Raw genomic sequence first — 26,790 nt, forward strand, 5'->3', positions numbered from 1 at the left:
ACTTGATGTTATTAATCAACAATGCTGACTAAATAACGGACTTTATTGATCATGCCGCGTACTGCTGGCGTGTCTTCTAATTCGCGCACTTGACGGATTTTTTTCAAGCCGAGGCCTGCTACCGTGTCACGATGCGATTGTTTGGTGCCGATCACACTTTTTACCAAGGTGACTTTTAATGTTTTTTCAGCCATTATTGTTCCCCTTAAGCCGTGATGTCTTCAACAGTCAAACCGCGCTTTGCAGCGATGTCTGAAGGTGTTGATTGCTTGCGCAAACCGTCGAGGGTTGCACGAACCATGTTGTACGGATTGCTTGAACCGAGTGATTTTGCAACCACATTGGTCACGCCCATCACGTCAAACACGGCGCGCATTGGACCACCCGCGATGATACCAGTACCATCTTTTGCAGGTGACATCAACACAGTAGCTGCACCGTGTTTACCTGTCACAGAGTGTTGCAATGTACCATTTTTCAACGGGATGCGAACCATTGAGCGACGCGCTTGATCCATGGCTTTTTGAACAGCCACAGGTACTTCACGTGCTTTACCCTTGCCCATGCCGATGCGACCATCGCCATCACCAACCACTGTCAATGCGGCAAAACCCATGATGCGACCACCCTTGACCACTTTGGTCACGCGGTTGACTGCAATCATCTTCTCGCGTAAGCCGTCTTCTGCTTGCGATTGATCTTTTGCTTGAACTTTAGACATACAAATTCCTTAATATTGTCGTTGGACGTGGCTTAGAACTGCAAGCCAGCTTCACGAGCTGCTTCAGCCAACGCTTTAACGCGACCATGGTATTGAAAACCTGAACGGTCAAACGCCACTTGAGTCACACCCGCAGCTTTTGCTTTTTCAGCAATGGCTGCACCAACTGCTGTGGCTGCGGCTACGTTGCTGCCGTTACCTTTTAATTGCTCACGTAAGCTCGCCTCTTGGCTAGAAACCGTTGCTAAAACCTTGCTACCTGACGCGTCGATTAAAGTCGCGTAGATGTGCAAGTTGGTACGGTTAACGACCAAACGATTGACTTTCAACTCAGCAATTTTGGCACGGGTTTTGCGTGCTCGGCGCAAACGCGCTTGCTTTTTGTCTTGCATCATAATTCCTTTAAAGAATCGATTTTAAAAGGAGTTGCATCGCTTTTATAACAACACAACTCATCTTAACGATTATTTTTTCTTGGTTTCTTTCAACAACACCACTTCACCGGTGTAACGCACACCCTTGCCTTTGTAAGGCTCTGGTGGACGATAAGCGCGCACTTCTGCAGCCACTTGACCGACTTGTTGTTTATTCACACCTTTGATGACGATCTCAGTTTGAGTTGGTGTTTCAGCGACGACACCCTCTGGCATGACGTGAAACACATCATGAGAGAAGCCGAGCTCCAATTTCAAACCATTGTTTTCAGCTTTGGCACGGTAACCAACGCCAACCAAATTCAGGCGTTTTTCAAAGCCTTTGGTCACACCGTGAACCATGTTTGCCAAAATAGCACGGGTTGTGCCTGACAATGCATTTGATTCACGTGATTCGTCGTTACGCGTGACAGCCAATTGACCGTCTTCATTTTTTACAGTGATTTTGTCGCTCAAAACCATTGACAAAGCACCCAAAGCACCTTTAACAGTGATTGCATTGCCATTCAATGTCACTTCTGCACCACTCAACGCAACCGGATGTTTACCTACACGAGACATATTATTCTCCCTTTCCGATTACGCTACGACGCACAACACTTCGCCGCCGACGCCTAATGCACGTGCTTTGCGGTCAGTGATGACGCCTTTAGAGGTTGACAAAATCGCGACGCCCAAACCATCCATAACGCGTGGAATGGCATCACTTTGGCGATAAACGCGCAAGCCAGGCTTAGATACACGCTCAATACGCACGATGACCGCTTGGCCAGCATGGTATTTCAACGCGATGTCTAAAACAGGTTTCGCTGCTTCGCCACCAATTTTAAATTCTTCAATGTAGCCTTCGTCTTTCAACACTTTCGCGATAGCAACTTTTAATTTTGAAGACGGCATAGACACAGCCGCTTTCTCAACCATTTGCGCATTGCGAATGCGTGTCAACATATCGGCAATTGGATCACTCATACTCATATTCGATTCTCCTATTACCAGCTGGCTTTAACCAAGCCCGGGATTTCACCGTTCATGGCGGCATCACGCAACTTGCTGCGACCCAAACCAAACTGACGGAATGTGCCACGTGGGCGACCTGTCAATTGGCAACGGTTACGCAAACGAGTGGGGTTTGCATTACGTGGCAATTGTTGCAACTTTAAACGAGCTTCATAACGCTCTTCTTCCGATTTCGATTGATCGTCAACGATGGCGACCAACGCAGCACGTTTTGCAGCAAATTTTGCCACCAACGTTTCGCGCTTTTTCTCACGGTTAATCAGGGATAACTTAGCCATTATTCCACCCTTAGTTTCTGAACGGGAATTTGAAAGCCGCCAACAACGCTTTGGCTTCCGCATCTGTTTTTGCAGTCGTTGTCACGCTGATGTTCAAGCCACGCAACGCATCGATTTTGTCATATTCAACTTCAGGGAAGATGATCTGCTCTTTAACACCGATGTTGTAGTTACCACGACCATCAAATGACTTACCATTCACACCACGGAAGTCACGCACACGAGGAAACGCGACAGTGACCAAACGGTCTAAGAATTCGTACATTTGCACGCCGCGCAATGTCACCATGCAACCAATCGGGTAGTCTTCACGGATTTTGAAACCCGCAATCGCTTTACGCGCTTTGGTCACCACAGGTTTTTGACCTGCGATTTTGGTCATATCGCTTACCGCATGTTCGATGACTTTTTTATCAGCAACCGCTTCACCCACACCCATGTTCAAGGTGATTTTGGTGATGCGTGGCACTTCCATTACAGATTTGTAACCGAATTTTTCGATCAATTCTGCAACGACTTTTTCTTTGTAAATATTTTGCAAACGAGACATGATATTCCCTTTACGCTACGACATCGCCGTTCGATTTAAAGACGCGAACTTTTTTACCGTCCACTTCTTTAATCGCAACGCGATCCGCTTTTTGGGTTTTGGCATTAAACAACGCAACGTTTGAAATATGAATCGGCATGACTTTGTCAATGATGCCGCCTTCTTTATTCAACATTGGGTTGGGACGTTGGTGTTTTTTCACCATATTGATGCCTTCGACTGTAACGTAGTCGGCGTCAACGCGTTGAGACACAACGCCACGCTTGCCTTTATCTTTGCCTGTTAAAACAACAACATTATCGCCTTTGCGAATTTTTTCCATGTCGTTCTCCTTACAGCACTTCTGGCGCCAAAGACACGATCTTCATGAACTTTTCACCACGCAATTCGCGGGTTACTGGGCCAAAGATGCGGGTGCCGATCGGCTCCAACTTAGCATTCAACAATACAGCTGCGTTGTCATCAAACTTGACTTTCGAGCCATCAGAGCGGCGCACGCCAGCAGCGGTGCGAACCACTACGGCATTGTAAACTTCGCCTTTTTTGACGCGACCACGTGGGGCTGCATCTTTAATGCTGACTTTGATGACATCACCAACGCTAGCATAGCGACGTTTAGAGCCGCCTAACACTTTGATACACATTACCGAACGCGCGCCCGTGTTATCGGCGACGTCCAATCTGCTTTGCATCTGAATCATGATATATATCCCAACTTGATTACCCTAATTAAAATAATCAGGCAGTCAGTTTTGGTCTCACTGCACTTCGAAGAAGGCAGCACTTGAGTAGAATCCTGTAAACCACCAGAATTTGACTTAATTGTTATCGTCGAACGACTTTAACAAAGAACCGCTATTTTAGTTCGTTTCCCCCTGAGTGCGCAAGGACTAAATCGCTTATTTGTCAACTATATAAGAAATAGATACAAAAAAACAACTCATTAAGGCTAATAGGGAAACTTCTCCCACAAACCCAATTAATATCAACAGCCTCAGAGATGAGTTTGCCCTGCAATGCAAGCACTGCAGGGCAAACACTCACGCCTTAAAAACAAGACGCAAAAAAACGCTTAACAACTTATACGATGCGCGCGGCTTCGAGCAAACGCGTTACAGCCCAAGACTTGGTCTTAGATACTGGACGTGTTTCTTCGATTTCGACGAGATCGCCTTCGTTGTATTGATTGGCTTCATCATGTGCGTGGTATTTTTTCGATTGAACGATGATTTTACCGTACAAAGGATGTGTTACACGACGCTCAACCAATACAGTCACTGTTTTGTCCATTTTGTTAGACGTAACGCGACCAGTCAATACACGACGTAAAGATTTTTGTTCACTCATTTCGTACCTGCCTTTTGGTGCATAACAGTGCGCACGCGAGCGATGTCACGGCGTACTTTTTTGAGCTGATTGACGTCGCTCAACTGTTGCATCGCGCGTTGCATACGCAAGTTAAATTGCGTTTTCAACAAGGCGCTCAGCTCAGTTTGCAATGCCGCTGCGTCTTTGGTCAATAATTCTTTTGCTGACATAATACTCTCCTTAACCGCCAATGGTGCGCGTGACGAAAACGCACTTCAATGGCAATTTGGCTTCTGCCAAACGGAAGGCTTGACGTGCCAAATCTTCTGACACACCGTCCATCTCGTACAGCATTTTACCTGGTTGAATTTCAGCAACATAGTACTCGGGATTACCCTTACCGTTACCCATACGCACCTCTGCAGGCTTGTTTGAGATTGGTTTGTCTGGGTAAATACGAATCCAAATACGACCGCCACGTTTAATGTGACGGGTCATGGCACGACGTGCTGCTTCAATTTGGCGCGCAGTGATACGACCACGCTCCACTGATTTCAAGCCAAAATCACCGAAAGACACATCTGCGCCACGGGTAGCGACGCCTGTGTTACGGCCTTTTTGCTCTTTACGATACTTTCTACGTGCGGGTTGCAACATAATTATTCTCCTGCACCAGCTGGTTTAGCATCCGATGGTTTGCGTGTATTACGACGCGCACCGGGTGCATCACCATCACGACGCTTACGATCACCCGATGGGCGGCCTTCGCGACGCGGTTGTTTTTTATCATCTTTACCATCATGCTCATAGCCTGTGCCTGGCAAAACGCGACGATCCAACGTATCGCCTTTGTAGACCCAAACTTTGATACCGATGATGCCGTATGTGGTCAAAGCAGTTGATGTGGCGTAATCGATGTTCGCTTTGAGGGTGTGCAAAGGCACACGACCTTCACGCTGCCACTCTGAACGAGCGATTTCAATACCATTCAAACGACCTGAGCTCATGATTTTGATGCCTTGTGCGCCCATGCGGGTTGCACCTTGCATCGCACGGCGCATCGCACGGCGGAACATGACACGTTTTTCGAGTTGCTGAGCAATGCCATCACCGATCAATTGCGCATCGATTTCAGGCTTACGCACTTCTTCAATGTTCACATGCACAGGCACATTCATCAGCTTTTGCAAATCAGCGCGCAACACCTCGATGTCCTCGCCTTTTTTGCCAATGACCACGCCAGGGCGTGAGCTGAAAATGGTGATGCGTGCGGTTTTCGCAGGGCGTTCGATCAAAACACGCGCCACCGAAGCATTTTTCAATTTTTTCTTGAGGTACTCGCGTACTTTCAAATCTTCATTGAGGGTTGCTGCGAATTCGCTGTTTTTAGCGTACCAACGAGAATCCCAATCCTTGGTGACTTGCAAACGAAAGCCAGTAGGGTTAATCTTTTGTCCCATCTTGACTCCTTATTGTCCGACAGTCACACTGATGTGACAGGTTTGTTTTTCGATGCTGTTGCCACGGCCTTTGGCGCGTGCCGACATACGTTTCAAAGATGTACCTTTATCGATGAAGATGCGCGTAACGCGCAATTCGTCGATGTCTGCACCATCATTGTGCTCGGCATTGGCAATTGCTGATTCCAAAACCTTCTTGATGATCACAGCCGCTTTCTTTTGCGTGAAAGCCAAGGTGTTGAGCGCTGCTTCAACTTGTTTGCCGCGAATCAAATCGGCCACCAAACGGCCTTTTTGAGCCGACAAGCGCACACCACGTAAAATAGCTGTAGTTTCCATAACGCTTATCCTTATTTCTTCGCTTTTTTGTCCGCCGCGTGACCTTTAAAGGTACGGGTTAGGGCAAACTCGCCGAGTTTATGACCGACCATATTTTCAGAAATATAGACAGGCACGTGCTGACGGCCGTTGTGCACTGCAATGGTTAAGCCAATGAAATCAGGCAAAACCGTTGAGCGACGAGACCACGTTTTAATTGGTTTTTTGTCACGATTTGCGACCGCTACTTCCACTTTTTTCAATAAGTGAGCGTCACAAAATGGACCTTTTTTGACTGAACGAGCCATTTGCTACTCCTTATTTAAAGCGACGTTTAACGATCATGCTGGTCGTGCGCTTATTGCGACGCGTACGGTAGCCTTTGGTTTTTTGACCCCATGGTGACACAGGATGCATACCAGCTGACGTACGACCTTCACCACCACCGTGCGGGTGATCGACCGGATTCATGACCACACCACGAACCGTTGGACGAATACCGCGCCAGCGTGTCGCACCGGCCTTACCGATTTGACGCAGACCGTGTTCTTCATTACCCACTTCACCAATGGTTGCACGGCAGTCAACGTGTACACGACGAACCTCACCTGAACGCAAACGGAGCTGAGCATAAACGCCTTCACGAGCCATCAATTGAACTGAAGTACCTGCTGAGCGTGCAATTTGCGCGCCTTTGCCTGGTTTCATTTCGATGCAGTGAATCGTACTGCCCACAGGAATATTGCGGATTGGTAAAGTGTTACCCGCTTTGATTGGGGCTTCCGCACCACTCACGAGCTCTTGACCAGCCACAACACCACGCGGGGCGATGATGTAACGACGTTCGCCATCTTTGTACAACAATAAAGCGATGTTTGCAGAACGGTTAGGATCATATTCCAAACGCTCAACTTTAGCGATGATGCCGTCTTTGTCATTGCGCTTGAAGTCGATCATACGGTAGTGGTGCTTGTGACCGCCACCTTTATGACGGGTTGTGATCACACCACGGTGATTACGACCTGCATTTTGCTTTTGAGCTTCCAACAAAGGTGCATGGGGCGCGCCCTTATGCAACTCTTTGTTGACCACTTTCACGAGGCCACGACGGCCAGGCGAGGTTGGCTTGACTTTTACGAGTGCCATATTATTTCACCTCCTCGTCAAAGTGGATCTCTTGGCCTTGTTTTAAGGCCACGTAAGCGATGCGCGTATTTGAGCGTTTGCCCATGCGTTTGCCTGCACGTTTGGTTTTACCTTTACGGTTCAACACACGAACAGCATCAACTTCCACTTTAAACAATAATTCAACCGCCGCTTTGATTTCAGGCTTGGTCGCTGTAGGAACAACGCGAAATGCAACGTGTTCATTTTTTTCAGCGATGAAAGTGCTTTTTTCAGAAACGATCGGCGCCAGGATAACTTGCATTAAACGGTCTTGATTCATGACAAGATCTCCTCGATTTGCGCTACCGCTGCTTTGGTCACCAATACTTTACCGTAGAACAACAACGACAATGGATCTGCATGTTTAGGCTCGCAAACATAAACATTGACCAAGTTGCGCGCCGCCAAGAACAAGTTCTCAGAGTAATCGGCAGTGATGATCATGGCTGAATCTGTGCCCAATGCTTTCAATTTGTCAGCAACCAGCTTGGTTTTAGGTGCTTCAACTGCGAAGTCTTCAACCACAACCAAACGGCCTTCACGGGCCAATTGCGACAAAATGCTGCACATCGCTGCGCGATGCATTTTACGGTTAACTTTTTGTGTGAAATTCTCATCAGGAGAATTCGGGAACGCGCGTCCACCCCCACGCCAGATTGGCGAAGATGTCATACCTGAACGTGCACGACCGGTACCTTTTTGAGCCCAAGGCTTTTTGGTACTGTGCTTAACAGTTTGACGATCTTTTTGTTGGCGGTTGCCTGAACGGGCATTGGCTTGATATGCAACAACGATTTGATGAATCAAAGCTTCGTTGTACTCACGACCAAACACCGCATCGGAAGCAGCAACTGAACCTGCTTGACCCTGTGCATTAAAGAGCTGGATATCCATTACTTAGCTCCTTTAACTTTAACCGCAGCGCGAACCATGATGTTGCCGTTTTTAGCACCAGGAACAGCGCCTTTAACCAACAACAAACCACGCTCAACGTCGACGCGTGCGATTTCTAAATTTTGTACTGTGCAGCTGACATCACCCATGTGACCCGTCATGCGCTTACCAGGGAAAACGCGACCTGGATCTTGCGCCATACCGATCGAACCGGGGACATTGTGCGAACGAGAGTTACCATGCGAAGCGCGGCCAGAAGCGAAATTGTAACGCTTGATCGTACCTGCATAGCCTTTACCAATTGTGACACCAGAAACGTCAACTTTTTGGCCGGCTTGGAAAATCTCAACAGTCACGCTCGAACCTGCTGACAATTGCGCGAGCGCATCAGCATCCAAACGAAACTCTTTAGTGAAGGAACCCGCCTCTGCACCTGCTTTTGCCAAATGACCCGCTTGGGCTTTAGCAACACGTGATGCACGACGAGCACCGTAGGCGACCTGAACGGCGGCATAGCCGTCGACTTCAGGCGTCTTAACTTGGGTAACGCGATTGCCAGACACATCCAACACAGTTACCGGGATAGAAGCACCATCCTCAGTAAAAATGCGGGTCATGCCGACCTTGCGCCCCAATAGACCCAGTCCATTGTGACTCATTATAAACTCCATCCTCGACTGCGATTGGTCGAGCTAGATTACCATTTAGCGATATTTTGATTAATACCGCCTCTTAAAAAACCTTTTTACATCCAAACAAAAAGGTTAGCTTTGTATGATATTACAATTCAAAACAATACGCAAGCATCAGATCACAATAACCCTCTAATTTACAAAGCTTTTGCGCTTTTACGACACCCAAGCCAACGCCACCTCTTAAATGTAAAAAAACGCACTCAAAGGTGCGTTTTTTTACAGATCTAAAACCAATTACACTTTAATTTCAACATCTACGCCAGCTGGCAAATCGAGTTTCATCAAAGCGTCAACCGTTTTGTCCGTAGGATCAACGATGTCCATCAAACGTTGATGCGTACGAATCTCAAACTGGTCACGTGAAGTTTTGTTCACGTGTGGTGAGCGCAATACGTCAAAGCGCTGAATGCGTGTTGGCAAAGGTACTGGACCCTTAACAATCGCGCCCGTGCGCTTTGCAGTTTCAACGATTTCAGCTGCAGACTGATCGATCAAACGATAATCAAACGCCTTTAAACGAATACGAATTTTAGTGCTTGCCATGATATGACTTTCTAAAGAACAAGGTGAAATCAACTTCACCAAACAATAAAGAACAACTTAACTTGAAACACTGGGTGGCGCACCACCCAGTGCAATACAACTTTAATACAGTTTTAAATCAAAAGCAATTAAGCAATGATTTTAGCCACAACGCCCGCACCAACAGTACGACCACCTTCACGAATCGCGAAGCGCAAGCCTTCTTCCATCGCGATTGGGGCGATCAGTTCGACGCTGATTGATACGTTGTCACCTGGCATGACCATTTCTTTGCCTTCTGGCAAAGACACTGCACCGGTCACGTCCGTTGTACGGAAGTAGAACTGTGGACGGTAGTTGTTGAAGAATGGTGTGTGACGACCACCTTCGTCTTTTGACAAGACGTAGATTTCTGCGTCAAACTTGGTGTGCGGTTTGATTGAGCCTGGTTTGCACAGGACTTGACCACGTTGCACGTCTTCACGTTTTGTACCACGGAGCAATACGCCGACGTTGTCGCCTGCTTGACCTTGGTCGAGCAATTTGCGGAACATTTCAACACCAGTACATGTTGTCACTTGTGTGTCTGCGATACCAACGATTTCGAGTGATTCACCGACTTTAACGATGCCACGTTCGATACGACCAGTCACCACCGTGCCACGACCAGAGATTGAGAACACGTCTTCGATTGGCAACAAGAATGTGCCGTCAACTGCGCGTTCTGGTGTTGGGATGTATGAGTCCAATGCATCGCCCAAAGCCAAAATAGCAGGTTCGCCGATCGGTGATTGGTCGCCTTCTAAAGCCAATTTCGCAGAGCCTTTAACGATAGGTACGTCGTCGCCTGGGAAATCGTATTTAGACAATAATTCACGAACTTCCATTTCAACCAATTCGAGCAATTCTTCGTCGTCGACCATGTCGCATTTGTTCAAGAATACGAGGATGTACGGTACACCCACTTGACGTGCCAACAAGATGTGCTCACGTGTTTGTGGCATTGGGCCGTCTGCTGCTGAACATACGAGGATCGCGCCGTCCATTTGAGCCGCGCCGGTGATCATGTTTTTAACATAGTCAGCATGGCCTGGGCAGTCAACGTGTGCGTAGTGACGCGTGGCTGTTTCGTATTCAACGTGGGCGGTGTTGATGGTGATACCACGCGCTTTTTCTTCTGGTGCCGCGTCAATGTCTGCGTAACCTTTGGCTTCGCCACCGAATTTTTTTGACAAAATCGTGGTGATTGCCGCTGTTAATGTTGTTTTACCGTGATCAACGTGACCAATCGTGCCTACGTTGACGTGTGGTTTGGTCCGTTCGAACTTACCTTTTGCCATGATATATCCAATCTTATTTTTAATAACGGGCGATCTTCACGACCGCCCATGTGTGAGTTTTAGTGCATTACTTCGCGCGGGCGCTCATAACGGCCTCAACCACGTTACGCGGTGCTTCTGCGTAGTGTTTGAATTCCATTGAGTACGTTGCGCGACCTTGCGTAGCTGAACGCAAATCGGTTGAGTAACCAAACATTTCTGACAATGGGACTTCAGCTTTAATTTCTTTGCCGCCGCCAATCATGTCGTCCATGCCCTGAACCATACCACGGCGTGATGACAAATCGCCCATCACCGTACCCGTGTATTCTTCAGGTGTTTCAACAACCACATACATCATCGGCTCGAGCAAGACAGGTTTTGCTTTACGCATACCTTCTTTAAAAGCCATCGAGCCAGCCATACGGAACGCATTCTCATTCGAGTCAACGTCATGGTATGAACCAAAGTGCAAAGTCACTTTCACGTCAACCACTGGATAACCAGCAATCACACCTGATTTCAACGTTTCTTCAACACCCTTACCAACCGCAGGAATGAATTCGCGAGGCACCACACCGCCCTTAATTGCATCCACAAACTCAAAACCAAGGCCTGGCGCTTGTGGTTCGAGTTTCAGGATCACGTGACCGTATTGACCACGACCACCTGATTGCTTAACAAACTTCGCCTCAGCATTTTCAACCGTATCACGAATGGTTTCACGGTAAGCCACTTGTGGTTTACCCACGTTAGCTTCAACGTTAAATTCACGCTTCATGCGATCAACGATAATTTCCAAGTGCAACTCACCCATACCACCGATGAGGGTTTGACCTGATTCTTCGTCAGTCGATACGCGGAATGAAGGATCTTCTTGCGCTAAACGGTTCAACGCCAAGCCCATTTTCTCTTGGTCGGCCTTGGTTTTTGGCTCAACCGCTTGAGAAATCACGGGCTCAGGGAACACCATGCGTTCCAAGATGATCGGTGCGTCCAATGCGCACAAGGTTTCACCCGTGGTCACATCTTTCAAGCCGATACATGCGGCGATGTCGCCTGCCAACACTTCTTCAACAGGTTCACGTGCGTTTGCATGCATTTGAACGATACGACCCACGCGTTCTTTTTTGTCTTTCACCGCATTCAAAACGGTTTCACCCGCTTTTAACACACCTGAATACACGCGAACGAAAGTCAATTGACCGACGAATGGATCCGTCATCAATTTAAACGCCAAAGCTGAGAATTTCTCTTTGTCATCCGCTTTACGCGTGATGGGGTTGCCGTCCTCGTCTTCACCCGTGATTGGTTTCACGTCAATCGGAGATGGCATGAAGTCCAGAACCGCGTCCAACATGGCTTGTACACCCTTGTTTTTAAACGCAGAACCGCACAGCATCGGTTGAATTTCACAAGCCAAAGTGCGGATACGCAAAGCTTGTTTGATTTCAGCTTCAGTCAAATCGCCTTCTTCAAGGTATTTGTTCATCAACTCTTCTGATGCTTCAGCAGCAGACTCAACCATTTTTTCGCGCCATTCGTTGGCAGTCGCCACCAAATCCGCAGGGATATCGCCATACTCAAAGGTTACACCTTTGTCTTCGTCCCAAATGATGGCTTTCATCTTAATCAAATCAACCACGCCTTGGAAGTTTTCTTCCGCGCCGATTGGAATTTGAATAGGCACCGGATTGGCGCGCAAACGCAATTTCATGCCTTCAACGACTTTAAAAAAGTTCGCGCCAGTGCGGTCCATTTTGTTCACGAACGCCAAACGAGGCACCGCGTATTTGTTGGCTTGACGCCAAACGGTCTCAGATTGCGGCTGAACGCCACCCACTGCACAGTACACCATGCACGCACCGTCCAAAACACGCATCGAACGCTCAACTTCAATCGTGAAGTCGACGTGACCTGGGGTGTCAATGATATTGATGCGATGCTCTGGGTAGTTTTTGGCCATGCCGCTCCAAAAAGCAGTGGTTGCAGCAGAAGTGATCGTGATACCACGCTCTTGCTCTTGCTCCATCCAATCCATTGTTGCCGCGCCGTCATGCACTTCACCAATTTTGTGGTTCACGCCTGTGTAAAACAATACGCGTTCAGTCGTTGTGGTTTTACCTGCGTCAATGTGCGCAGAAATACCAATATTACGATAACGCTCAATAGGGGTCTTGCGAGCCATAATAATCCTTTGGCAAAAAAAGCATCGATCTACTTTTTTTGATTTCTAATGTTAGAAAATTTGCACAGGCAACCTGTACAAATTTTGCGGTAAAAACAGTTTAAAACACAACTGTTTCACCAGTATGTATTGGGCTTAAAGCACTCAATTCAACGTTTTAAACTCCCACTTTTTTGCAAGAAATTGGTGGAAACCAGCATCACTCGCACAGCCATGCGTTTTTTCGCACAACCACACCAATCAGCCACTGCCCCACCAACCCTCACAACAAAAAGCAAAAATTAGAAACGGAAGTGGCTAAATGCTTTATTCGCTTCAGCCATACGATGCACTTCATCACGCTTTTTCATTGCACCGCCACGGCCTTCAGCCGCATCCATCAACTCACCAGCCAAACGCAAAGCCATGGTTTTTTCACCACGCTTTTTAGCCGCTTCACGCAACCAACGCATCGACAATGCCATGCGACGCGATGGACGAACTTCAACTGGAACTTGATAGTTGGCACCACCGACGCGGCGGCTTTTCACTTCAACCATTGGCTTTGCGTTATTCAACGCAGTGGCAAAAACTTCCAATGGATCTTTACCTGTTTTGGTAGCAATTTGCTCCAAAGCACCGTAAGCAATGCCTTCAGCTACGGCTTTTTTGCCAGACAACATGATCACATTCATGAACTTGGCTAAATCAACACTTCCAAACTTTGGGTCTGGCAAAATATCACGTTTTGGGACTTCACGACGACGAGGCATCTCATCTTCCTTTCTTCAGTTGGGCTACACTTTACGAGCCCTGACGGCGAACAATATTAAAACCACGCACCGTCACTTACTCGGCATCCAATTCAACTGGATCACCGCGCTATATTAAAAAAATCTTAGTTAAACCTAAACATCTCAGCAGCAACTAAATTACTTAGCCGCTTTAGGACGCTTCGCGCCATATTTAGAACGAGATTGCTTACGGTCTTTAACACCTTGCAAGTCCAAAGAACCGCGCACGATGTGATAACGCACACCAGGCAAATCCTTAACACGACCGCCGCGAATTAACACGACGCTATGCTCTTGCAAGTTATGACCTTCACCGCCGATGTACGAAATCACTTCGAAGCCATTCGTCAAACGAACTTTGGCCACTTTACGCATCGCAGAGTTAGGTTTTTTAGGGGTAGTTGTGTACACACGAGTGCACACACCGCGTTTTTGCGGGCAGTTGTCCAGCGCAGGGCTTTTGCTGGCTTCACGCAATACAGTGCGTGGTTTACGCACTAACTGGTTAATCGTTGGCATTGTTTACATCCAATATAAAAACATAGTTCATTTAATCACGGCAATCACGATTGCACTTTTCACTGACACCTTTGATGCTAACAAGGCATAAGTTACTGATTAAACACGTTTATTTCACCAAAACAGACTTCACATAACCCAAAAGGCACGCAATTCGTCCACTACAATGAACTTTACATCATACGCGACAAAGCAAAAGGGGTCAACGCCTTTCAAGCGTTGACCCCTGTTAACATTCTGAAAACACATGACTTTTAATTATTTTACAACACCTTTACAGCACCCTTGAATTCAGAACCATACAACAGCCGATGCCCGCAGAAGCTCACATCCACTCCTGCACTTTTGATTGAGCTTGCGCAAAATTAGGCGCATCCACTTCATCCTCAAAACTCACAATTTCAAAATTGGCCTCATCCGCAAGCACCGCCCTAATGAGCAGGTTATTCAACGCGTGGCCTGATTTGTAAGCGCTGTACGATGCCAAAATAGGGTAACCAATCACGTACAAATCACCGATGGCATCTAAAATTTTATGTTTCACAAACTCATCGCTGTAACGCAAGCCTTCAGGGTTAAGTATTTTATATTCGTCCATCACGATCGCATTCGACAAACTGCCTCCCTGAGCCAAGCCCAAGCCTCGCAATGCCTCGACATCTTGAATAAAGCCGAACGTGCGCGCGCGCGCGATGTGCTTCACAAAAGCATCACCAACAAAATCAAGCTCAAAAAAATTACCGGTCTGGTCAATGGCGGGATGATCGAAATCAATGTCAAAGCGGGTTTTGAAACCAAAATACGGATCAAGCCGCGCCCATTTATCCCCTTCAGAAACTGAGACCGACTGCATGATTCGAATGAATTTGCGCGGCGCCTCTTGAGCGACCAAACCCACCGACCGAATCAAATACACAAAGCTGGTCGCGCTGCCATCCATGATTGGAATCTCTGGCGCATTCACTTCAACAATCACATTGTCCACACCCAATCCTGCAAGAGCGGACATCAAATGCTCGATGGTCAGCACACGCGCTTGAGGGTTATCGGGATGAGCCAAGGTGGTGGCCATGCGCGTATCCACCACCGCATCAGCAACCGCACAGATGTCAAGGCTCGCATCCACATCCACACGACGATACACCACCCCAGTATTCACAGGTGCAGGCTTAAGCGTCAGCACAACCTTACGCCCCGAATGCAAGCCAATGCCCGTTGTTTTAACCTCAGCAGCGAGGGTTTTTTGCAGAAGCGCACTCATACCATTCAATCCAAACTTTTCAATGAAAGGTTTTATTATAAATCGACTTTAATAAAAGTGAATTTATAGTAAAACCCTTAACAATGCGGTGCCCCCGCATGCACACATGAACAGCCATAGCCATGACAAACGATGCATGCTTCATTTCGACACAAAAGCCCATCGCTCCAAAGGGGGAAGAGCGATGGGTAAAACGCGTTCGACGCCCAAAAGCAAGGGGAGCGCTTTTGAGCGTACTTACGACATGATCAATCTGCTTGGCGACGCAAGAATGCAGGCACGTCCAAATCAGAGAAATCCTCACCATTGACCACACGCGGTGCCACTTGTTCGCGTTGACGACGCATGAATGTAGGCTCAGACAGCTCTTCATAGCTATCAAACGTCTGCACCAAGCCGCGATGTGGATCACGCATGGCCGTCTCAGCAACAGCCGCGTTGTGTGCATAACCACGGTAACCCACTGGGTCTGCCACAGGCGCCACATGTGCTGGGGCAACAGCGGCAACAACAGGCGCAGCTGCTTGGGCAACAGGGGCTGACACACGGTCACCGGATCCTGTTTTTGTTGTGTCCGCATAGTCGGCATAAGCCGCACCACCCAAGCCCGTCGCCACGACAGTGACTCGCAATTGATCGCCCAATGATTCATCGTACACAAAACCATAAATCACGGTCGCATCGTCCGATGCTGTATCACGAATGATGCTCACCACTTCGCGGGTTTCACGTGCTTTCAATGTTTCACGAGATGCTGAAATATTGATCAAAATACCGCGTGCACCTGACAAATTCACGCCATCCAGCAATGGGCTGGCCACGGCTTCTTCGGCGGCAATGCGCGCACGGCTCGAACCCGATGCAATCGCCGTACCCATCATGGCGCGACCTTGCTCCCCCATCACCGTTTTTACGTCATTGAAGTCGACGTTGATGTGACCATCCACGTTGATGATTTCAGCAATGCCAGCAACAGCATTGTTCAGAACATCGTCGGCGGCATGAAATGCCTCATCCATTGCCACATCGTCACCCAATATTTCTTCAAGCTTATCGTTCAATACAACAATTAACGAGTCGACATTGGCTTCCAAAGCAGCCAAACCTTCATCGGCCAACTTCATGCGGCGCGCACCTTCATACGAAAAGGGCTTGGACACCACGGCCACTGTCAAAATGCCCATGCTTTTGGCCACTTCAGCAATCACAGGTGCAGCACCCGTGCCCGTACCACCGCCCATGCCCGCAGTGATGAACACCATGTTCGCATCACGCAACAAATCTGCAATGCGCTCACGGTTTTCTTCTGCCGCCGCACGAGCCACTTCTGGTTTCGCACCAGCGCCTAAGCCACTGGAGCCCAACTGCAATTTATTCACTGCGGTGGCATGTTTCAATGCCTGCGCATCGGTATTGGCACAAATAAATTCGACACCCGACACCCCACGGGCAATCATGTGCTGCACAGCATTACCGCCCGCCCCGCCTACGCCCACGACCTTGATGATCGTACCTTCTGGCTTCTCATTCAACATTTCGAAGTTCATACTATTTCCCCTTTTATAAACACACGTTAAGACTTCATTTCCAAAAAAAGCAAAACATGCTTTTTTGAATTTTTTCAAGTAAGCAATTTCGCGCCTTCCTTTTATACCACTTCACAGCCCGAAACCATTAAACCGAACACCCTCAAGGCATTCAATGAAACGGCACACTTTTAAAACGTTTTAACAAACCAATCTTTCATCTTGGCCCACACGGATTGCTGAGAGCCGTCATTGACATTCGATTGAACACGTGAGCTGGTGGCATGCACGCCAGCCTGCTGATCGACCTTGGTTTGACTGCGAGCAGGCACATGAGCACGCCCCATCCCTGCTGTAGGCTCACCCTTGTGCTTACGCGCCTCCATCAACAAACCAACCACGGTTGCATAACGTGGATTACACACGATGTCGGATAAATTACCGTCATATGCAGGCTGCGCAATGCGCACAGGCTTCATAAAAACTTCCTCGGCCAACTCAGTCATGCCCGGCAACAAACTCGTCCCACCTGTCAGCACCACACCCGAGGCAATCAGATGCTCAAAACCGGCTTCAGACAAATTGCGCTGAACCAGCACAAACAACTCTTCAAGGCGAGGCTCAATCACCGCCGCCAACGATTGGCGCTTCACACGACGTGCAACGCGGTCACCGACACCCGGAATTTCAATCACCGAGTCGGGTGGCACCATCATTTGTTTGCTCACGCCATAGCGCAATTTCAACTCTTCCGCCTCGACAGTCGGTGTGCGCAATGCCATCGCGATGTCATTGGTCACTTGATCACCCGCAATCGGAATCACCGCTGTGTGACGAATCGCGCCATCAATGAAAATCGCAATGTCAGTCGTGCCTCCACCAATGTCCACCAAAGCCACACCAATGTCGCGCTCATCTTGAGTGAGCACGGCCATACTGGAAGCCAGAGGTTGCAACACCAATTCATTGACCTCCAACCCACAACGGCGAATGCATTTCACGATATTTTGCGCCGCTGACACTGAGCCAGTGATGATGTGCACTTTCACTTCCAAACGCATACCCGTCATGCCAATCGGGTTACGGATGTCGTCTTGGTCATTGACTTTAAATTGCTGTGACAGCACGTGTAAAATTTGCTGATCCGCGGGAATGCTGACCGCACGCGCTGTTTCCAGCACCCGATCAATGTCGGCCTGCGTGATTTCGGTGTCTTTCACCGCCACCATACCGCTGGAATTGAAACTGTGGATGTGACTGCCTGCAATGCCTGTGCACACACTGCGCACCGAAAACCCTGCACGCAACTCGGCCTCTTCCATTGCATATTGAATGGTTTGAATCGTCTCCTCAATGTTGACCACCATGCCTTTTTTCATGCCACGCGATGGGTGATGGCCAATACCAATCACGTTGAAGCTGTTGTTTGGCAGCACTTCTGCAATCATCGCCACCACTTTTGATGTACCGATGTCCAGTGCGACGATCAAATCCTTTGTTGGTTCACTCATTTTTTCTCACCTGTATTATTAACATTGGCGGCGCCCAGCACACGATGCAAATCATCCGTGCGCATTGCAAAACCATTTGGGTAACGCAGGTCAATGTATGCCCCCACACCCGAACTCATGTTGTCTTTCACAAATTTTGCAGACTGCGCCAAACGAGCCGCACGCTCTTGTAACACTGTGGGCGTATCTGCCCGCCCAAACTCTATTTCCAAACCATTCGTTAAACCAACCCGCCAACTGTATCGCTCGGTCAACGTCAAGGAATGCATTGTCCAACCCAAAGGTTGAAGCCATCCTTGAAACACAGGAATCTGCTCAGCCACCAATTTTGATGCCTCAAGCGGCCCCTGTGTGACCAACAATTTTGCCTTTGCATCATCACTCAATTGAGCATCAAAGACATCCCCTTCGGCACTTAAATACTGTTTATCCCACACGGCCACCGGTTTGAATGCCTCAACTGACACCTCAATCTCATGTGGCCACACCCGGCGTATCGATGTGTTTTTAACCCAACTGAACTCTTTCAAACTCGATTGCACTTCTTGCAACTCCATTGAAAAGAAACCACCCGCCAAACCATCAGTCAAATGTTTTTGCATCAAACCGCGCAACTCTGACTCATTGAATTGCTTGACATCACCGATGAAACGAAATTGATTGATTGCAAAATACGGACGCTGCAACACCCATACCCCACCTGCCAAAACGAGCAAGGCCAATGCAAGGCGCGTCACAAGGCGCGTCACCCATGCCATCAAATCCACGTCTTGCCAAATATTAAACATCGATCAACCCACCGTCCGCTGAACGTGCAAGCGGGCATCACACAACAACTTCACCACCAGCTCTTCGTATGGAATGCCAAACGTGCGCGCCGCCATAGGCACCAATGAATGGTCGGTCATGCCTGGAGAGGTGTTCATTTCCAATAAAAATGCCTTATCATCCGACGCCCGCAACAGCACATCCGCACGCCCCCAGCCCGAGCAACCCAGAGCACGGTAAGCTTCGAGCACCATCGCCTGAATGGCTGTGGTTTGCTCCGCAGACAATTCCGCTGGACATACATATACCGTGTCATTGCCCTTGTATTTATTGTGGAAATTGTAATCACCCTCAGGCGCTTTGATTTCCACAATGGGCAACACCTGTGCTGTTTCGCCGTGACCCAGCACCGCGCAGGTCAATTCACGTCCTTCAACGCACTGTTCAATCAATGCATGCGTGTCATACTTCCAGGCCAATTCGCATGCCGCTTGCAATTCATCTGCGGTTTCAACTTTACCTGCACCAAGTGACGAACCTTCGTGCGGTGGCTTAACAAACATCGGCAAACCCAATGCAGAGACAATTTCGTCTGTCACCGCGGCCACATCCGTACCCCTCGGCAACACGCGATACAGCGGCGTAGACAAACCATCCTGCAACCACACTTGTTTCGTGCGCACTTTATTCATCGCCAGCGCACTCGCCAGCACGCCGCTGCCCGTGTATGGCACACCCATCAATTCCAAAGCACCTTGCAAAGTACCATCCTCACCGAAGCGACCATGCAATGCGATGAATGCGCGGTCAAAACCCTCGGCTTTCAAATCAAACACATTGCGCTCAGCGGGATCAAACAGGTGCGCATCCACACCCTGCTTGATCAATGCCGCATGCACCATCGTGCCAGACTTGATGGATACTTCACGTTCGGCAGATACGCCACCAAATAACACAGCCACTTTGCCCAAGTTTTCTTTTGCGACACTCATTTTTTCCTCAATTCCTATACGGCTGTTTCATCACATAAATCAGCAACTTGCTTTGTCTGAACATTTATTCAGGCACGCTCGCTCAACATTTAAAATCCAAGTTTTTGAAAAAAACTATTTTTCAAAACGGTCATACATTCCCAGCAAGTTCAACCACCTGACCAGACACCGCACCCACCGAACCAGCCCCCATCGTGATGACCACATCACCATTCAGCGCAAAGTTAGTAATGGCGGCGGGCATGGCCGCAATGTCGTCAACAAACACGGGCTCAACCTTACCTGCCACACGCAATGCACGCGCCAACGAACGACCATCGGCCGCAACAATCGGTGTCTCACCTGCGGCATAGACCTCCGCAAGCAGTACGGCATCGGCATCGGACAGCACTTTCACAAAATCTTCAAAACAATCCCGCGTGCGTGAATAACGATGCGGCTGGAAGGCAAGTACAATCCGACGATTTGGGAAAGCACCGCGTGCTGCGGCCAAGGTCGCCGCCATCTCCACTGGGTGATGACCATAGTCATCGACCAATGTAAATTGACCACCGCCATTTGCCTCAGAGACGTTCACTTCACCATAGCGCTGGAAGCGGCGTCCCACGCCATTGAACGCAACCAACGCCTCAACAATGGCCACATCATCGGCATCCAACTCTGTCGCCACCGCAATGGCAGCCAAAGCGTTGCGCACATTGTGCAAACCCGGCAAATTCAAAGTGATGTCCAGCACGGGCAACTCTTCACCAAAACCTTTGCGTTCAACCGAAAACTTCATTTGCCCATCGGCATCAATCACATTGAACGCTCGAACCTGCGCATCCTCTGATGTGCCATACGTGATCACTGTTTTCGTGATGCGTGGTGCAATTTCACGCACATTCACATCGTCAATGCATACCACCGCCGCACCATAAAATGGAATGTGCTGTGTGAATGCAACAAATGCGTCTTTTAACTTATTAAAATCATGGTCATACGTGTCCATGTGATCGGCATCGATGTTTGTAATCACCGCAATCATCGGCAGGAGATTCAAGAATGAACCATCCGACTCATCCGCCTCAACCACGATGTATTCGCCTTGCCCCAATCGCGCATTGACGCCTGCGCTGTTCAATTTACCGCCAATTACAAACGTCGGATCCATGCCACTTTGCGCTAAAACGCTGGCAACCAATGACGTCGTGGTTGTTTTACCATGTGTACCGGCAATGCCAATGCCACGGCGCAAGCGCATCAGTTCAGCCAGCATCACCGCACGCGGCACAATCGGAATCCCGCGCTCACGCGCTGCAACGAGTTCAGGGTTGTCTTTTGCAATGGCGGTAGACACCACCAACACATCTGCACTTTGTACATTTTCTGTTGCATGGCCAATGTGCACCGTCGCACCCAAATCACGCAAGCGCTTCACTGTTGCGCTGTTCGCTGCATCAGAACCCGATACGCCGTAACCCAAGTTGATCAACACTTCGGCGATGCCGCTCATGCCTGCACCACCGATGCCTACGAAATGGATTAAATTTATTTTATGTTTCATGCTGCTCTCTAATGTCTACCAGTATCTAACTTGCTTGTGCCACATCCAAACACACCCGCGCAACGTCCCGTGTGGCATTTGGCTTGGCAACTGTTCGTGCTTTGATGGCCTGAACCCTCAAGCCATCGCGGGTGAGTCGACCCAACTCATCCGCCAATCTTTGTGCAGTCAAACTGCTTTGTGCAATGCACATGCCCGCACCGACATCGGTCAATAGCTTTGCATTGCTGGTCTGGTGGTCATCCACGGCAAAAGGGAATGGCACCATGATGCTCGGCACACCTGCCGCCGCCAACTCACTCACCGTCATTGCCCCTGAACGACAAATCAACAGATCCACTTGCGCATACAACGCGGCCATGTCATTGATGAACGGCACGCACTCCGCGTTCACGCCGGCTTGCGCATAACCTTCACGCAACGCTGCAATCATTTTCTCACCCGCTTGATGAATGACCTCTGGGCGCGTCGCCTCAGGCATCAAAGCCAAGGCCTGCGGTACAACAGTATTCAAAGCCTGCGCACCCAAACTGCCGCCAACCACCGCAATTTTAAATGCCCCGATGTGCGTCGCGTAACGCGCATCAGGCTCTTGTACATCCACAATCGCCTGTTTCACAGGATTACCCACCCACTCTGCGTCGGGCAAGGCATTGGGGAACCCAGACAATACACGTTGGGCTATTTTTGCCAATAGTTTATTAGACAGGCCCACAATCGAGTTTTGTTCATGCAACACAATCGGCACACCCGCCATCTTTGCGGCCAAACCGCCCGGCACAGTGATGTACCCGCCCATGCCCAACACCACATCGGGTTTAACCTGCTTAAACACCGCGCGTGCTTGCGCCACCGCTTTTGCCAAACGAATCGGGAACAACAATTTCGTTGACCAACCTTTGCCGCGCACACCGCCAAACTCAACGCTGTTGAACTCAACCCCATGCTGAGGCACCAGTTTGGCCTCCATGCTGCTCATCACGCCACCAAGCCACACCACTTTATGCCCCTGCTGCATCAATTCGTGCGCCACCGCCAGTCCAGGCATGATGTGTCCACCCGTACCACCCGCCATGATCATGATGGTCTTCTGACTCATACCTCTTCTCCACGCATCAAGCGACGATTTTCATAATCCACGCGCAACACAAATGCAATTGCCAAACAATTCACTAAAATCCCTGAACCACCGTAACTGATGAACGGTAACGTCAACCCTTTGGTGGGCAAAACGCCCATGTTCACGCCCATGTTGATGAAGCCTTGCGCACCAAACCAAATCGCAATCCCTTGCACCGCCAATGACTGAAACACCCGATCAAACGCCATGGCTTCTCGTGCAATCGAAAACAAACGACGCACCAGCACCGTAAAAGCAATGATGACCGTCCAAACGCCAAGCAAACCAAACTCTTCACCAATCACCGCCAAAATAAAATCGGTGTGCGCCTCAGGCAAATAAAACATTTTTTGCACCGAGTCACCCAACCCCACGCCAAACAACTCCCCGCGCCCAAATGCAATCAACGATTGCGTCAACTGATACGCCTTGCCTTCCGAGTTGTCTTTTGTCCAAGGATCCAAATAAGCAAACAAGCGCGCAGCACGCCACGGCGTGAAAATCACCATTGCGGCAAACCCCACCAACAAGCTCGCCACCATCGCAGCGAACACTTTATAATTCACACCACCGATGAAGATCACCCCCATCACAATCGATACAATCACCATCAACGCGCCCAAATCAGGCTCGGCCATCAACAAAATCCCAACAATGCCCATCACCACCACCATCGGCACCACACCTTTGCCAATGTCACGGATGTTTTCTTGCTTGCGCACACAATAACTGGCGGCATACAATGCAGCGGCAATCTTCATCAACTCCGATGGTTGTAAATTCATGATGCCCAGCGGTAACCAGCGGCGACCACCGCCCACATCGCGCCCAACCACCAACACCACCACCAACAGAAACAAAGTACCCACAAACATCAAAGGCGCAAGCTTTTCCCATGTTTTGGTCGGCACACGAAATGCGAACAGCCCGACCACCAAGCCCACTGCAATCCCTGCCGCATGGCGCAGTAAAAAAGCGTAATGGCTGTAATTCTTATACCGCGCAGAATCTGGCAAAGCGATGCTGGCTGAATACACCATGATCAGCCCCCAAAACATCAACAACACAGGCACCCACAGCACAACCCAATCCACCTCTTGGCGCGCCAAACTCGGTGCACGCAGAAAGTTTGGGGTCTCATCTTTTTCCTGTGCGCCTGCGGTGATGGTTTTAAACAGCTTCATTTAAACCTGCCCATTCTCATGCGCCCAACCCTGCACAGCATCAACAAACACCTGTGCGCGATGCGCGTAGTTTTTAAACATGTCCAAACTGGCACAAGCCGGTGACAGCAAAACAGCATCCCCTTCAACCGCCTGCTTCGCCGCAGCAACCGTAGCCGTTTCCAATGTGTCGTACAGCTCAATCGCTGCACCCGTATCGACCAAAGCGGCTTGCATCGCCACAGCGTCTTTACCAATCAGACACAGCGATTTAACATTGTTTTTCACCGCATCAAACAATGGTGCAAAATTTTGCCCCTTGCCATCACCACCTGCAATCAACACAATCGGTCGCCCCAAACCTTCAAGCGCAGCCAACGTCGCACCGACATTGGTGCCTTTACTGTCATCAAAAAAATCCACGCCATTGATTTTGGCAACCCACTGCACACGGTGCGGCTCCCCTTCATAGCTGCGCAGACCATGCAACAACTTCGCCAACGGCAAATCAATGGCACGACACAATGCCAAAGCAGCCAATGCATTCATCGCATTGTGACGACCGCGGATGCGCAAAGCATCGGCGGGCATCAAGCGTTGCAACTGAATCTCGGCGGTTTGCTCGACCTTGCCACGCTTCTTGCGGGTCGCATCTACCTCAACCGCCGTGGACACAGCCAGCCAATCCATCGCACCATCCAGCCACAAACCATATTGCCCATCGGCATTTGGCATGCCAATGCCAAAACTCACAGCAGGCACACCAGTTGCGGCCATCGCCATGGTCAGCGCATCATCGCGGTTCAATACCCGCACCGAAGTCTCACCAAAAACATTCGCTTTCGCTTGCACATACTCGGCTTCATCCGCATGCCAATCCAAATGATCCTGACTGATGTTCAGCACCGTTGCCGCATCAGGATTGAAGTCCTGAGCCCATTGCAACTGAAAACTCGACAACTCCAGAACCCATACCTGCGGCAGCGCATTGGCCGCTTGCGCATCGCACAAAGCATCCATCATCGACGGACTGATGTTGCCCGCAGCCACCGCCGACACACCCGCCGCTTCACACAAATGACGCGTCAACGATGTCACCGTTGTTTTGCCATTCGTTCCCGTGATCGCGAGCACGTGGGGCGCATACCCTTGCGTCCCTTTTAAATCCGCCAATGCACGCGTAAACACTGACAACTCACCTATAACGGGAATACCACGCTCCGCCGCTTCTTGCAAAATATGGCTCAAAGGTTCTGCATGTGGACTCAAACCTGGGCTGACCGCAATTTCATGCACACCATCGAGGTACTCATTCTTAAATTCACCACACAACACGCTCACATCGGGGTAACGTGCATGCACTGTCGCCAGCTGTGCAGGCGCTTGACGCGAATCATAGACGCGAACAGGCGCACCACATGAGGCTGCGTGACGCACCATCGCCAAACCCGACTCACCCAAACCGACGACCAACTGCATTTTTGTCATTGAGACACTTTCAATTTCAAATTCATTCAAAGACATAACGTGTTACATGTTTGTGATTGACTTGTATTTTTGAATCAGCGCAGCTTAATGCTCGCCAAACCAATCAACACCAACATCATGGTGATGATCCAAAAGCGCACCACCACCTGTGTTTCACGCCAACCTTTTTGTTCAAAGTGATGGTGCAACGGTGCCATCAATAAAATGCGACGACCTTGGCCATAACGCTTTTTGGTGTATTTGAAATAGCTCACCTGCAACATCACCGACAAAGCCTCCACCACAAACACCCCACCCATGATGAACAACAAAATTTCTTGGCGCACAATGATCGCAATCGTACCCAATGCACCGCCCAAAGCCAAAGCACCGACATCGCCCATGAAGACTTGCGCAGGATATGCGTTGAACCACAAGAAAGCCAAGCCCGCACCCGCCATCGCCGCACAGAACACAAATACCTCACCTGCACCAGGGATGTTCGGTAACAACAAATAATTGGCATAATTGGCATTGCCTGAAATATAGGCAAACAAACCCAAAGCCGAACCCACCATCACGGTGGGCATGATCGCCAAGCCATCCAAACCATCGGTTAAATTGACCGCATTACTTGTTCCAACGATCACCAAATACGACAAAATCACAAAGCCAAACACACCCAATGGGTAGCTGATGGTTTTGAAAAAAGGAACGATCAAATCGGCTTTGTTCGGTAAAGGCATGGTCATGCCGCTTTTGAGCCACTCCCAAAACAAACCAAACGTGTGCAATTCCGATGAAGCCGAGACCGAAAACACTAAACCCACCGCAGCCACGCCACCAATGATGGTTTGCCACATGAATTTTTCACGCGAGGGCATGCCATTCGGATCGCGATTCACTACTTTTCGGTAATCATCTGCCCAACCAATCCAACCAAACCCCATCGTCACCAGCATCACGATCCAAATGAAACGATTCGACAAATCACCCCACAGCAACACTGAAATACCGATCGCAATCAACATCAACACACCGCCCATGGTGGGCGTGCCTTGTTTGACCAAATGTGTTTGCGGGCCATCGGTGCGCACCGCTTGACCAAACTTCATTTCAGCCAGCTTGCGTATGACCTTGGGGCCCGCCACCAAACCAATGATCAATGCGGTGGCGCAAGCCAGCACCGCACGCAAGGTCAAGTAATTAAACACATTAAAGAAACGAACATCCTGTGCGAGCCATTTGGCGATTTCGAGTAACATTTTGTCTG

The 26,790-nt window shown here is 49.2% G+C and carries 34 protein-coding genes; all 34 read right to left on the reverse strand.

Annotated elements, in window-relative coordinates; genetic code table 11:
- Positions 1-11 precede the first annotated feature (11 nt).
- The 34 genes from rpmD to mraY all read right to left on the reverse strand — a co-directional run bounded on the left by rpmD (position 12) and on the right by mraY (position 26,782).
- The gene (rpmD, locus tag DTO96_RS01280; protein WP_114561838.1) at positions 12-194 is read right to left on the reverse strand and encodes a 50S ribosomal protein L30; all 183 of its coding nucleotides are present in this window, start codon (positions 192-194) and stop codon (positions 12-14) included.
- A gap of 11 nt (positions 195-205) precedes the next feature.
- Positions 206-721 (reverse strand): 30S ribosomal protein S5, encoded by a 516-nt coding sequence (gene rpsE, locus DTO96_RS01285; RefSeq protein WP_114561839.1) that lies wholly within the window; start codon positions 719-721, stop codon positions 206-208.
- 32 nt (positions 722-753) lie between these two features.
- A complete protein-coding gene (rplR, locus tag DTO96_RS01290) occupies positions 754-1,113 on the reverse strand; it encodes a 50S ribosomal protein L18 (RefSeq protein ID WP_114561840.1) in 360 nt (119 codons plus the stop codon).
- A 72-nt stretch (positions 1,114-1,185) separates the two neighbouring features.
- Entirely contained in the window at positions 1,186-1,716 is a 531-nt protein-coding gene (gene rplF, locus DTO96_RS01295) for a 50S ribosomal protein L6 (RefSeq protein ID WP_114561841.1), read from the reverse strand.
- Positions 1,717-1,734: 18 nt separating this feature from the next.
- Entirely contained in the window at positions 1,735-2,130 is a 396-nt protein-coding gene (rpsH, locus tag DTO96_RS01300; RefSeq protein WP_114561842.1) for a 30S ribosomal protein S8, read from the reverse strand.
- Positions 2,131-2,144: 14 nt separating this feature from the next.
- A complete protein-coding gene (gene rpsN / locus DTO96_RS01305; RefSeq protein ID WP_114561843.1) occupies positions 2,145-2,450 on the reverse strand; it encodes a 30S ribosomal protein S14 in 306 nt (101 codons plus the stop codon).
- A gap of 10 nt (positions 2,451-2,460) precedes the next feature.
- A complete protein-coding gene (gene rplE, locus DTO96_RS01310) occupies positions 2,461-3,000 on the reverse strand; it encodes a 50S ribosomal protein L5 (protein ID WP_114561844.1) in 540 nt (179 codons plus the stop codon).
- A gap of 10 nt (positions 3,001-3,010) precedes the next feature.
- Positions 3,011-3,322 (reverse strand): 50S ribosomal protein L24, encoded by a 312-nt coding sequence (rplX, locus tag DTO96_RS01315; RefSeq protein ID WP_114561845.1) that lies wholly within the window; start codon positions 3,320-3,322, stop codon positions 3,011-3,013.
- A 10-nt stretch (positions 3,323-3,332) separates the two neighbouring features.
- Entirely contained in the window at positions 3,333-3,701 is a 369-nt protein-coding gene (gene rplN / locus DTO96_RS01320) for a 50S ribosomal protein L14 (protein ID WP_114561846.1), read from the reverse strand.
- A gap of 379 nt (positions 3,702-4,080) precedes the next feature.
- Positions 4,081-4,347 carry a 30S ribosomal protein S17 gene (rpsQ, locus tag DTO96_RS01325; protein WP_114561847.1) on the reverse strand — a complete coding sequence of 89 codons (267 nt, stop codon included), beginning with the start codon at positions 4,345-4,347 and terminating at the stop codon, positions 4,081-4,083.
- Positions 4,344-4,538, reverse strand: coding sequence for a 50S ribosomal protein L29 (gene rpmC / locus DTO96_RS01330; protein WP_114561848.1), 195 nt, complete (start codon positions 4,536-4,538; stop codon positions 4,344-4,346). Before rpmC ends, rpsQ begins: the two co-directional genes overlap by 4 nt.
- Before the next feature lie 10 nt (positions 4,539-4,548).
- Complete coding sequence (rplP, locus tag DTO96_RS01335; protein ID WP_114561849.1) at positions 4,549-4,965, reverse strand: 50S ribosomal protein L16; 417 nt, start codon at positions 4,963-4,965, stop codon at positions 4,549-4,551.
- 2 nt (positions 4,966-4,967) lie between these two features.
- Positions 4,968-5,768: a 30S ribosomal protein S3 gene (gene rpsC / locus DTO96_RS01340; protein WP_114561850.1), complete on the reverse strand. Its 801-nt coding sequence runs from the start codon at positions 5,766-5,768 to the stop codon at positions 4,968-4,970.
- 9 nt (positions 5,769-5,777) lie between these two features.
- Positions 5,778-6,107, reverse strand: a complete 330-nt coding sequence (rplV, locus tag DTO96_RS01345; protein WP_114561851.1) for a 50S ribosomal protein L22 — start codon at positions 6,105-6,107, stop codon at positions 5,778-5,780.
- A gap of 11 nt (positions 6,108-6,118) precedes the next feature.
- Positions 6,119-6,394, reverse strand: a complete 276-nt coding sequence (rpsS, locus tag DTO96_RS01350) for a 30S ribosomal protein S19 (protein ID WP_114561852.1) — start codon at positions 6,392-6,394, stop codon at positions 6,119-6,121.
- 10 nt (positions 6,395-6,404) lie between these two features.
- Positions 6,405-7,232, reverse strand: coding sequence for a 50S ribosomal protein L2 (rplB, locus tag DTO96_RS01355; RefSeq protein ID WP_114561853.1), 828 nt, complete (start codon positions 7,230-7,232; stop codon positions 6,405-6,407).
- 1 nt (position 7,233) lies between these two features.
- Complete coding sequence (rplW, locus tag DTO96_RS01360; protein WP_114561854.1) at positions 7,234-7,533, reverse strand: 50S ribosomal protein L23; 300 nt, start codon at positions 7,531-7,533, stop codon at positions 7,234-7,236.
- Positions 7,530-8,147 (reverse strand): 50S ribosomal protein L4, encoded by a 618-nt coding sequence (rplD, locus tag DTO96_RS01365; protein ID WP_114561855.1) that lies wholly within the window; start codon positions 8,145-8,147, stop codon positions 7,530-7,532. The genes rplW and rplD overlap by 4 nt, the downstream gene beginning before the upstream one ends.
- Positions 8,147-8,818: a 50S ribosomal protein L3 gene (gene rplC, locus DTO96_RS01370; protein ID WP_114561856.1), complete on the reverse strand. Its 672-nt coding sequence runs from the start codon at positions 8,816-8,818 to the stop codon at positions 8,147-8,149. The genes rplD and rplC overlap by 1 nt, the downstream gene beginning before the upstream one ends.
- A gap of 258 nt (positions 8,819-9,076) precedes the next feature.
- Positions 9,077-9,385: a 30S ribosomal protein S10 gene (rpsJ, locus tag DTO96_RS01375; RefSeq protein ID WP_114561857.1), complete on the reverse strand. Its 309-nt coding sequence runs from the start codon at positions 9,383-9,385 to the stop codon at positions 9,077-9,079.
- Positions 9,386-9,513: 128 nt separating this feature from the next.
- Positions 9,514-10,704, reverse strand: coding sequence for an elongation factor Tu (gene tuf, locus DTO96_RS01380; protein ID WP_114561733.1), 1,191 nt, complete (start codon positions 10,702-10,704; stop codon positions 9,514-9,516).
- A gap of 67 nt (positions 10,705-10,771) precedes the next feature.
- Positions 10,772-12,871, reverse strand: coding sequence for an elongation factor G (fusA, locus tag DTO96_RS01385; protein WP_114561858.1), 2,100 nt, complete (start codon positions 12,869-12,871; stop codon positions 10,772-10,774).
- Between the two features lie 281 nt (positions 12,872-13,152).
- On the reverse strand, positions 13,153-13,623 hold the full coding sequence (gene rpsG / locus DTO96_RS01390) for a 30S ribosomal protein S7 (protein WP_114561859.1): 471 nt from the start codon (positions 13,621-13,623) through the stop codon (positions 13,153-13,155).
- Between the two features lie 159 nt (positions 13,624-13,782).
- Positions 13,783-14,163 carry a 30S ribosomal protein S12 gene (rpsL, locus tag DTO96_RS01395; protein ID WP_114561860.1) on the reverse strand — a complete coding sequence of 127 codons (381 nt, stop codon included), beginning with the start codon at positions 14,161-14,163 and terminating at the stop codon, positions 13,783-13,785.
- A gap of 325 nt (positions 14,164-14,488) precedes the next feature.
- The gene (gene lpxC / locus DTO96_RS01400; RefSeq protein WP_114561861.1) at positions 14,489-15,424 is read right to left on the reverse strand and encodes a UDP-3-O-acyl-N-acetylglucosamine deacetylase; all 936 of its coding nucleotides are present in this window, start codon (positions 15,422-15,424) and stop codon (positions 14,489-14,491) included.
- 248 nt (positions 15,425-15,672) lie between these two features.
- Entirely contained in the window at positions 15,673-16,971 is a 1,299-nt protein-coding gene (gene ftsZ / locus DTO96_RS01405) for a cell division protein FtsZ (RefSeq protein ID WP_114561862.1), read from the reverse strand.
- A 170-nt stretch (positions 16,972-17,141) separates the two neighbouring features.
- The gene (gene ftsA / locus DTO96_RS01410) at positions 17,142-18,461 is read right to left on the reverse strand and encodes a cell division protein FtsA (protein WP_114561863.1); all 1,320 of its coding nucleotides are present in this window, start codon (positions 18,459-18,461) and stop codon (positions 17,142-17,144) included.
- Complete coding sequence (locus tag DTO96_RS01415; RefSeq protein ID WP_114561864.1) at positions 18,458-19,249, reverse strand: cell division protein FtsQ/DivIB; 792 nt, start codon at positions 19,247-19,249, stop codon at positions 18,458-18,460. Before DTO96_RS01415 ends, ftsA begins: the two co-directional genes overlap by 4 nt.
- A 3-nt stretch (positions 19,250-19,252) precedes the next feature.
- Entirely contained in the window at positions 19,253-20,221 is a 969-nt protein-coding gene (locus DTO96_RS01420) for a D-alanine--D-alanine ligase (protein WP_114561865.1), read from the reverse strand.
- Positions 20,222-20,351: 130 nt separating this feature from the next.
- The gene (murC, locus tag DTO96_RS01425) at positions 20,352-21,767 is read right to left on the reverse strand and encodes a UDP-N-acetylmuramate--L-alanine ligase (protein WP_114561866.1); all 1,416 of its coding nucleotides are present in this window, start codon (positions 21,765-21,767) and stop codon (positions 20,352-20,354) included.
- 25 nt (positions 21,768-21,792) lie between these two features.
- Positions 21,793-22,866, reverse strand: a complete 1,074-nt coding sequence (murG, locus tag DTO96_RS01430) for an undecaprenyldiphospho-muramoylpentapeptide beta-N-acetylglucosaminyltransferase (protein ID WP_114561867.1) — start codon at positions 22,864-22,866, stop codon at positions 21,793-21,795.
- The gene (ftsW, locus tag DTO96_RS01435) at positions 22,863-24,071 is read right to left on the reverse strand and encodes a putative lipid II flippase FtsW (RefSeq protein WP_114561868.1); all 1,209 of its coding nucleotides are present in this window, start codon (positions 24,069-24,071) and stop codon (positions 22,863-22,865) included. The genes murG and ftsW overlap by 4 nt, the downstream gene beginning before the upstream one ends.
- Complete coding sequence (gene murD, locus DTO96_RS01440; RefSeq protein WP_373277802.1) at positions 24,072-25,538, reverse strand: UDP-N-acetylmuramoyl-L-alanine--D-glutamate ligase; 1,467 nt, start codon at positions 25,536-25,538, stop codon at positions 24,072-24,074.
- A gap of 74 nt (positions 25,539-25,612) precedes the next feature.
- Positions 25,613-26,782 (reverse strand): phospho-N-acetylmuramoyl-pentapeptide-transferase, encoded by a 1,170-nt coding sequence (mraY, locus tag DTO96_RS01445; protein WP_114561869.1) that lies wholly within the window; start codon positions 26,780-26,782, stop codon positions 25,613-25,615.
- Between the last annotated feature and the right edge of the window lie 8 nt (positions 26,783-26,790).

It is taken from the genome of Ephemeroptericola cinctiostellae (assembly GCF_003339525.1).
Lineage (GTDB): Bacteria > Pseudomonadota > Gammaproteobacteria > Burkholderiales > Burkholderiaceae > Hydromonas > Hydromonas cinctiostellae.

Coding starts and splice junctions, on each gene's coding strand:
- rpmD (WP_114561838.1), bottom strand. CDS start 194: ATGGCTGAAAAAACATTAAAAGTCACCTTGGTAAAAAGTGTGATCGGC.
- rpsE (WP_114561839.1), bottom strand. CDS start 721: ATGTCTAAAGTTCAAGCAAAAGATCAATCGCAAGCAGAAGACGGCTTA.
- rplR (WP_114561840.1), bottom strand. CDS start 1,113: ATGCAAGACAAAAAGCAAGCGCGTTTGCGCCGAGCACGCAAAACCCGT.
- rplF (WP_114561841.1), bottom strand. CDS start 1,716: ATGTCTCGTGTAGGTAAACATCCGGTTGCGTTGAGTGGTGCAGAAGTG.
- rpsH (WP_114561842.1), bottom strand. CDS start 2,130: ATGAGTATGAGTGATCCAATTGCCGATATGTTGACACGCATTCGCAAT.
- rpsN (WP_114561843.1), bottom strand. CDS start 2,450: ATGGCTAAGTTATCCCTGATTAACCGTGAGAAAAAGCGCGAAACGTTG.
- rplE (WP_114561844.1), bottom strand. CDS start 3,000: ATGTCTCGTTTGCAAAATATTTACAAAGAAAAAGTCGTTGCAGAATTG.
- rplX (WP_114561845.1), bottom strand. CDS start 3,322: ATGGAAAAAATTCGCAAAGGCGATAATGTTGTTGTTTTAACAGGCAAA.
- rplN (WP_114561846.1), bottom strand. CDS start 3,701: ATGATTCAGATGCAAAGCAGATTGGACGTCGCCGATAACACGGGCGCG.
- rpsQ (WP_114561847.1), bottom strand. CDS start 4,347: ATGAGTGAACAAAAATCTTTACGTCGTGTATTGACTGGTCGCGTTACG.
- rpmC (WP_114561848.1), bottom strand. CDS start 4,538: ATGTCAGCAAAAGAATTATTGACCAAAGACGCAGCGGCATTGCAAACT.
- rplP (WP_114561849.1), bottom strand. CDS start 4,965: ATGTTGCAACCCGCACGTAGAAAGTATCGTAAAGAGCAAAAAGGCCGT.
- rpsC (WP_114561850.1), bottom strand. CDS start 5,768: ATGGGACAAAAGATTAACCCTACTGGCTTTCGTTTGCAAGTCACCAAG.
- rplV (WP_114561851.1), bottom strand. CDS start 6,107: ATGGAAACTACAGCTATTTTACGTGGTGTGCGCTTGTCGGCTCAAAAA.
- rpsS (WP_114561852.1), bottom strand. CDS start 6,394: ATGGCTCGTTCAGTCAAAAAAGGTCCATTTTGTGACGCTCACTTATTG.
- rplB (WP_114561853.1), bottom strand. CDS start 7,232: ATGGCACTCGTAAAAGTCAAGCCAACCTCGCCTGGCCGTCGTGGCCTC.
- rplW (WP_114561854.1), bottom strand. CDS start 7,533: ATGAATCAAGACCGTTTAATGCAAGTTATCCTGGCGCCGATCGTTTCT.
- rplD (WP_114561855.1), bottom strand. CDS start 8,147: ATGGATATCCAGCTCTTTAATGCACAGGGTCAAGCAGGTTCAGTTGCT.
- rplC (WP_114561856.1), bottom strand. CDS start 8,818: ATGGAGTTTATAATGAGTCACAATGGACTGGGTCTATTGGGGCGCAAG.
- rpsJ (WP_114561857.1), bottom strand. CDS start 9,385: ATGGCAAGCACTAAAATTCGTATTCGTTTAAAGGCGTTTGATTATCGT.
- tuf (WP_114561733.1), bottom strand. CDS start 10,704: ATGGCAAAAGGTAAGTTCGAACGGACCAAACCACACGTCAACGTAGGC.
- fusA (WP_114561858.1), bottom strand. CDS start 12,871: ATGGCTCGCAAGACCCCTATTGAGCGTTATCGTAATATTGGTATTTCT.
- rpsG (WP_114561859.1), bottom strand. CDS start 13,623: ATGCCTCGTCGTCGTGAAGTCCCAAAACGTGATATTTTGCCAGACCCA.
- rpsL (WP_114561860.1), bottom strand. CDS start 14,163: ATGCCAACGATTAACCAGTTAGTGCGTAAACCACGCACTGTATTGCGT.
- lpxC (WP_114561861.1), bottom strand. CDS start 15,424: ATGAGTGCGCTTCTGCAAAAAACCCTCGCTGCTGAGGTTAAAACAACG.
- ftsZ (WP_114561862.1), bottom strand. CDS start 16,971: ATGAACTTCGAAATGTTGAATGAGAAGCCAGAAGGTACGATCATCAAG.
- ftsA (WP_114561863.1), bottom strand. CDS start 18,461: ATGAGTGAACCAACAAAGGATTTGATCGTCGCACTGGACATCGGTACA.
- DTO96_RS01415 (WP_114561864.1), bottom strand. CDS start 19,249: ATGTTTAATATTTGGCAAGACGTGGATTTGATGGCATGGGTGACGCGC.
- DTO96_RS01420 (WP_114561865.1), bottom strand. CDS start 20,221: ATGAGTGTCGCAAAAGAAAACTTGGGCAAAGTGGCTGTGTTATTTGGT.
- murC (WP_114561866.1), bottom strand. CDS start 21,767: ATGAAACATAAAATAAATTTAATCCATTTCGTAGGCATCGGTGGTGCA.
- murG (WP_114561867.1), bottom strand. CDS start 22,866: ATGAGTCAGAAGACCATCATGATCATGGCGGGTGGTACGGGTGGACAC.
- ftsW (WP_114561868.1), bottom strand. CDS start 24,071: ATGAAGCTGTTTAAAACCATCACCGCAGGCGCACAGGAAAAAGATGAG.
- murD (WP_373277802.1), bottom strand. CDS start 25,538: ATGACAAAAATGCAGTTGGTCGTCGGTTTGGGTGAGTCGGGTTTGGCG.
- mraY (WP_114561869.1), bottom strand. CDS start 26,782: ATGTTACTCGAAATCGCCAAATGGCTCGCACAGGATGTTCGTTTCTTT.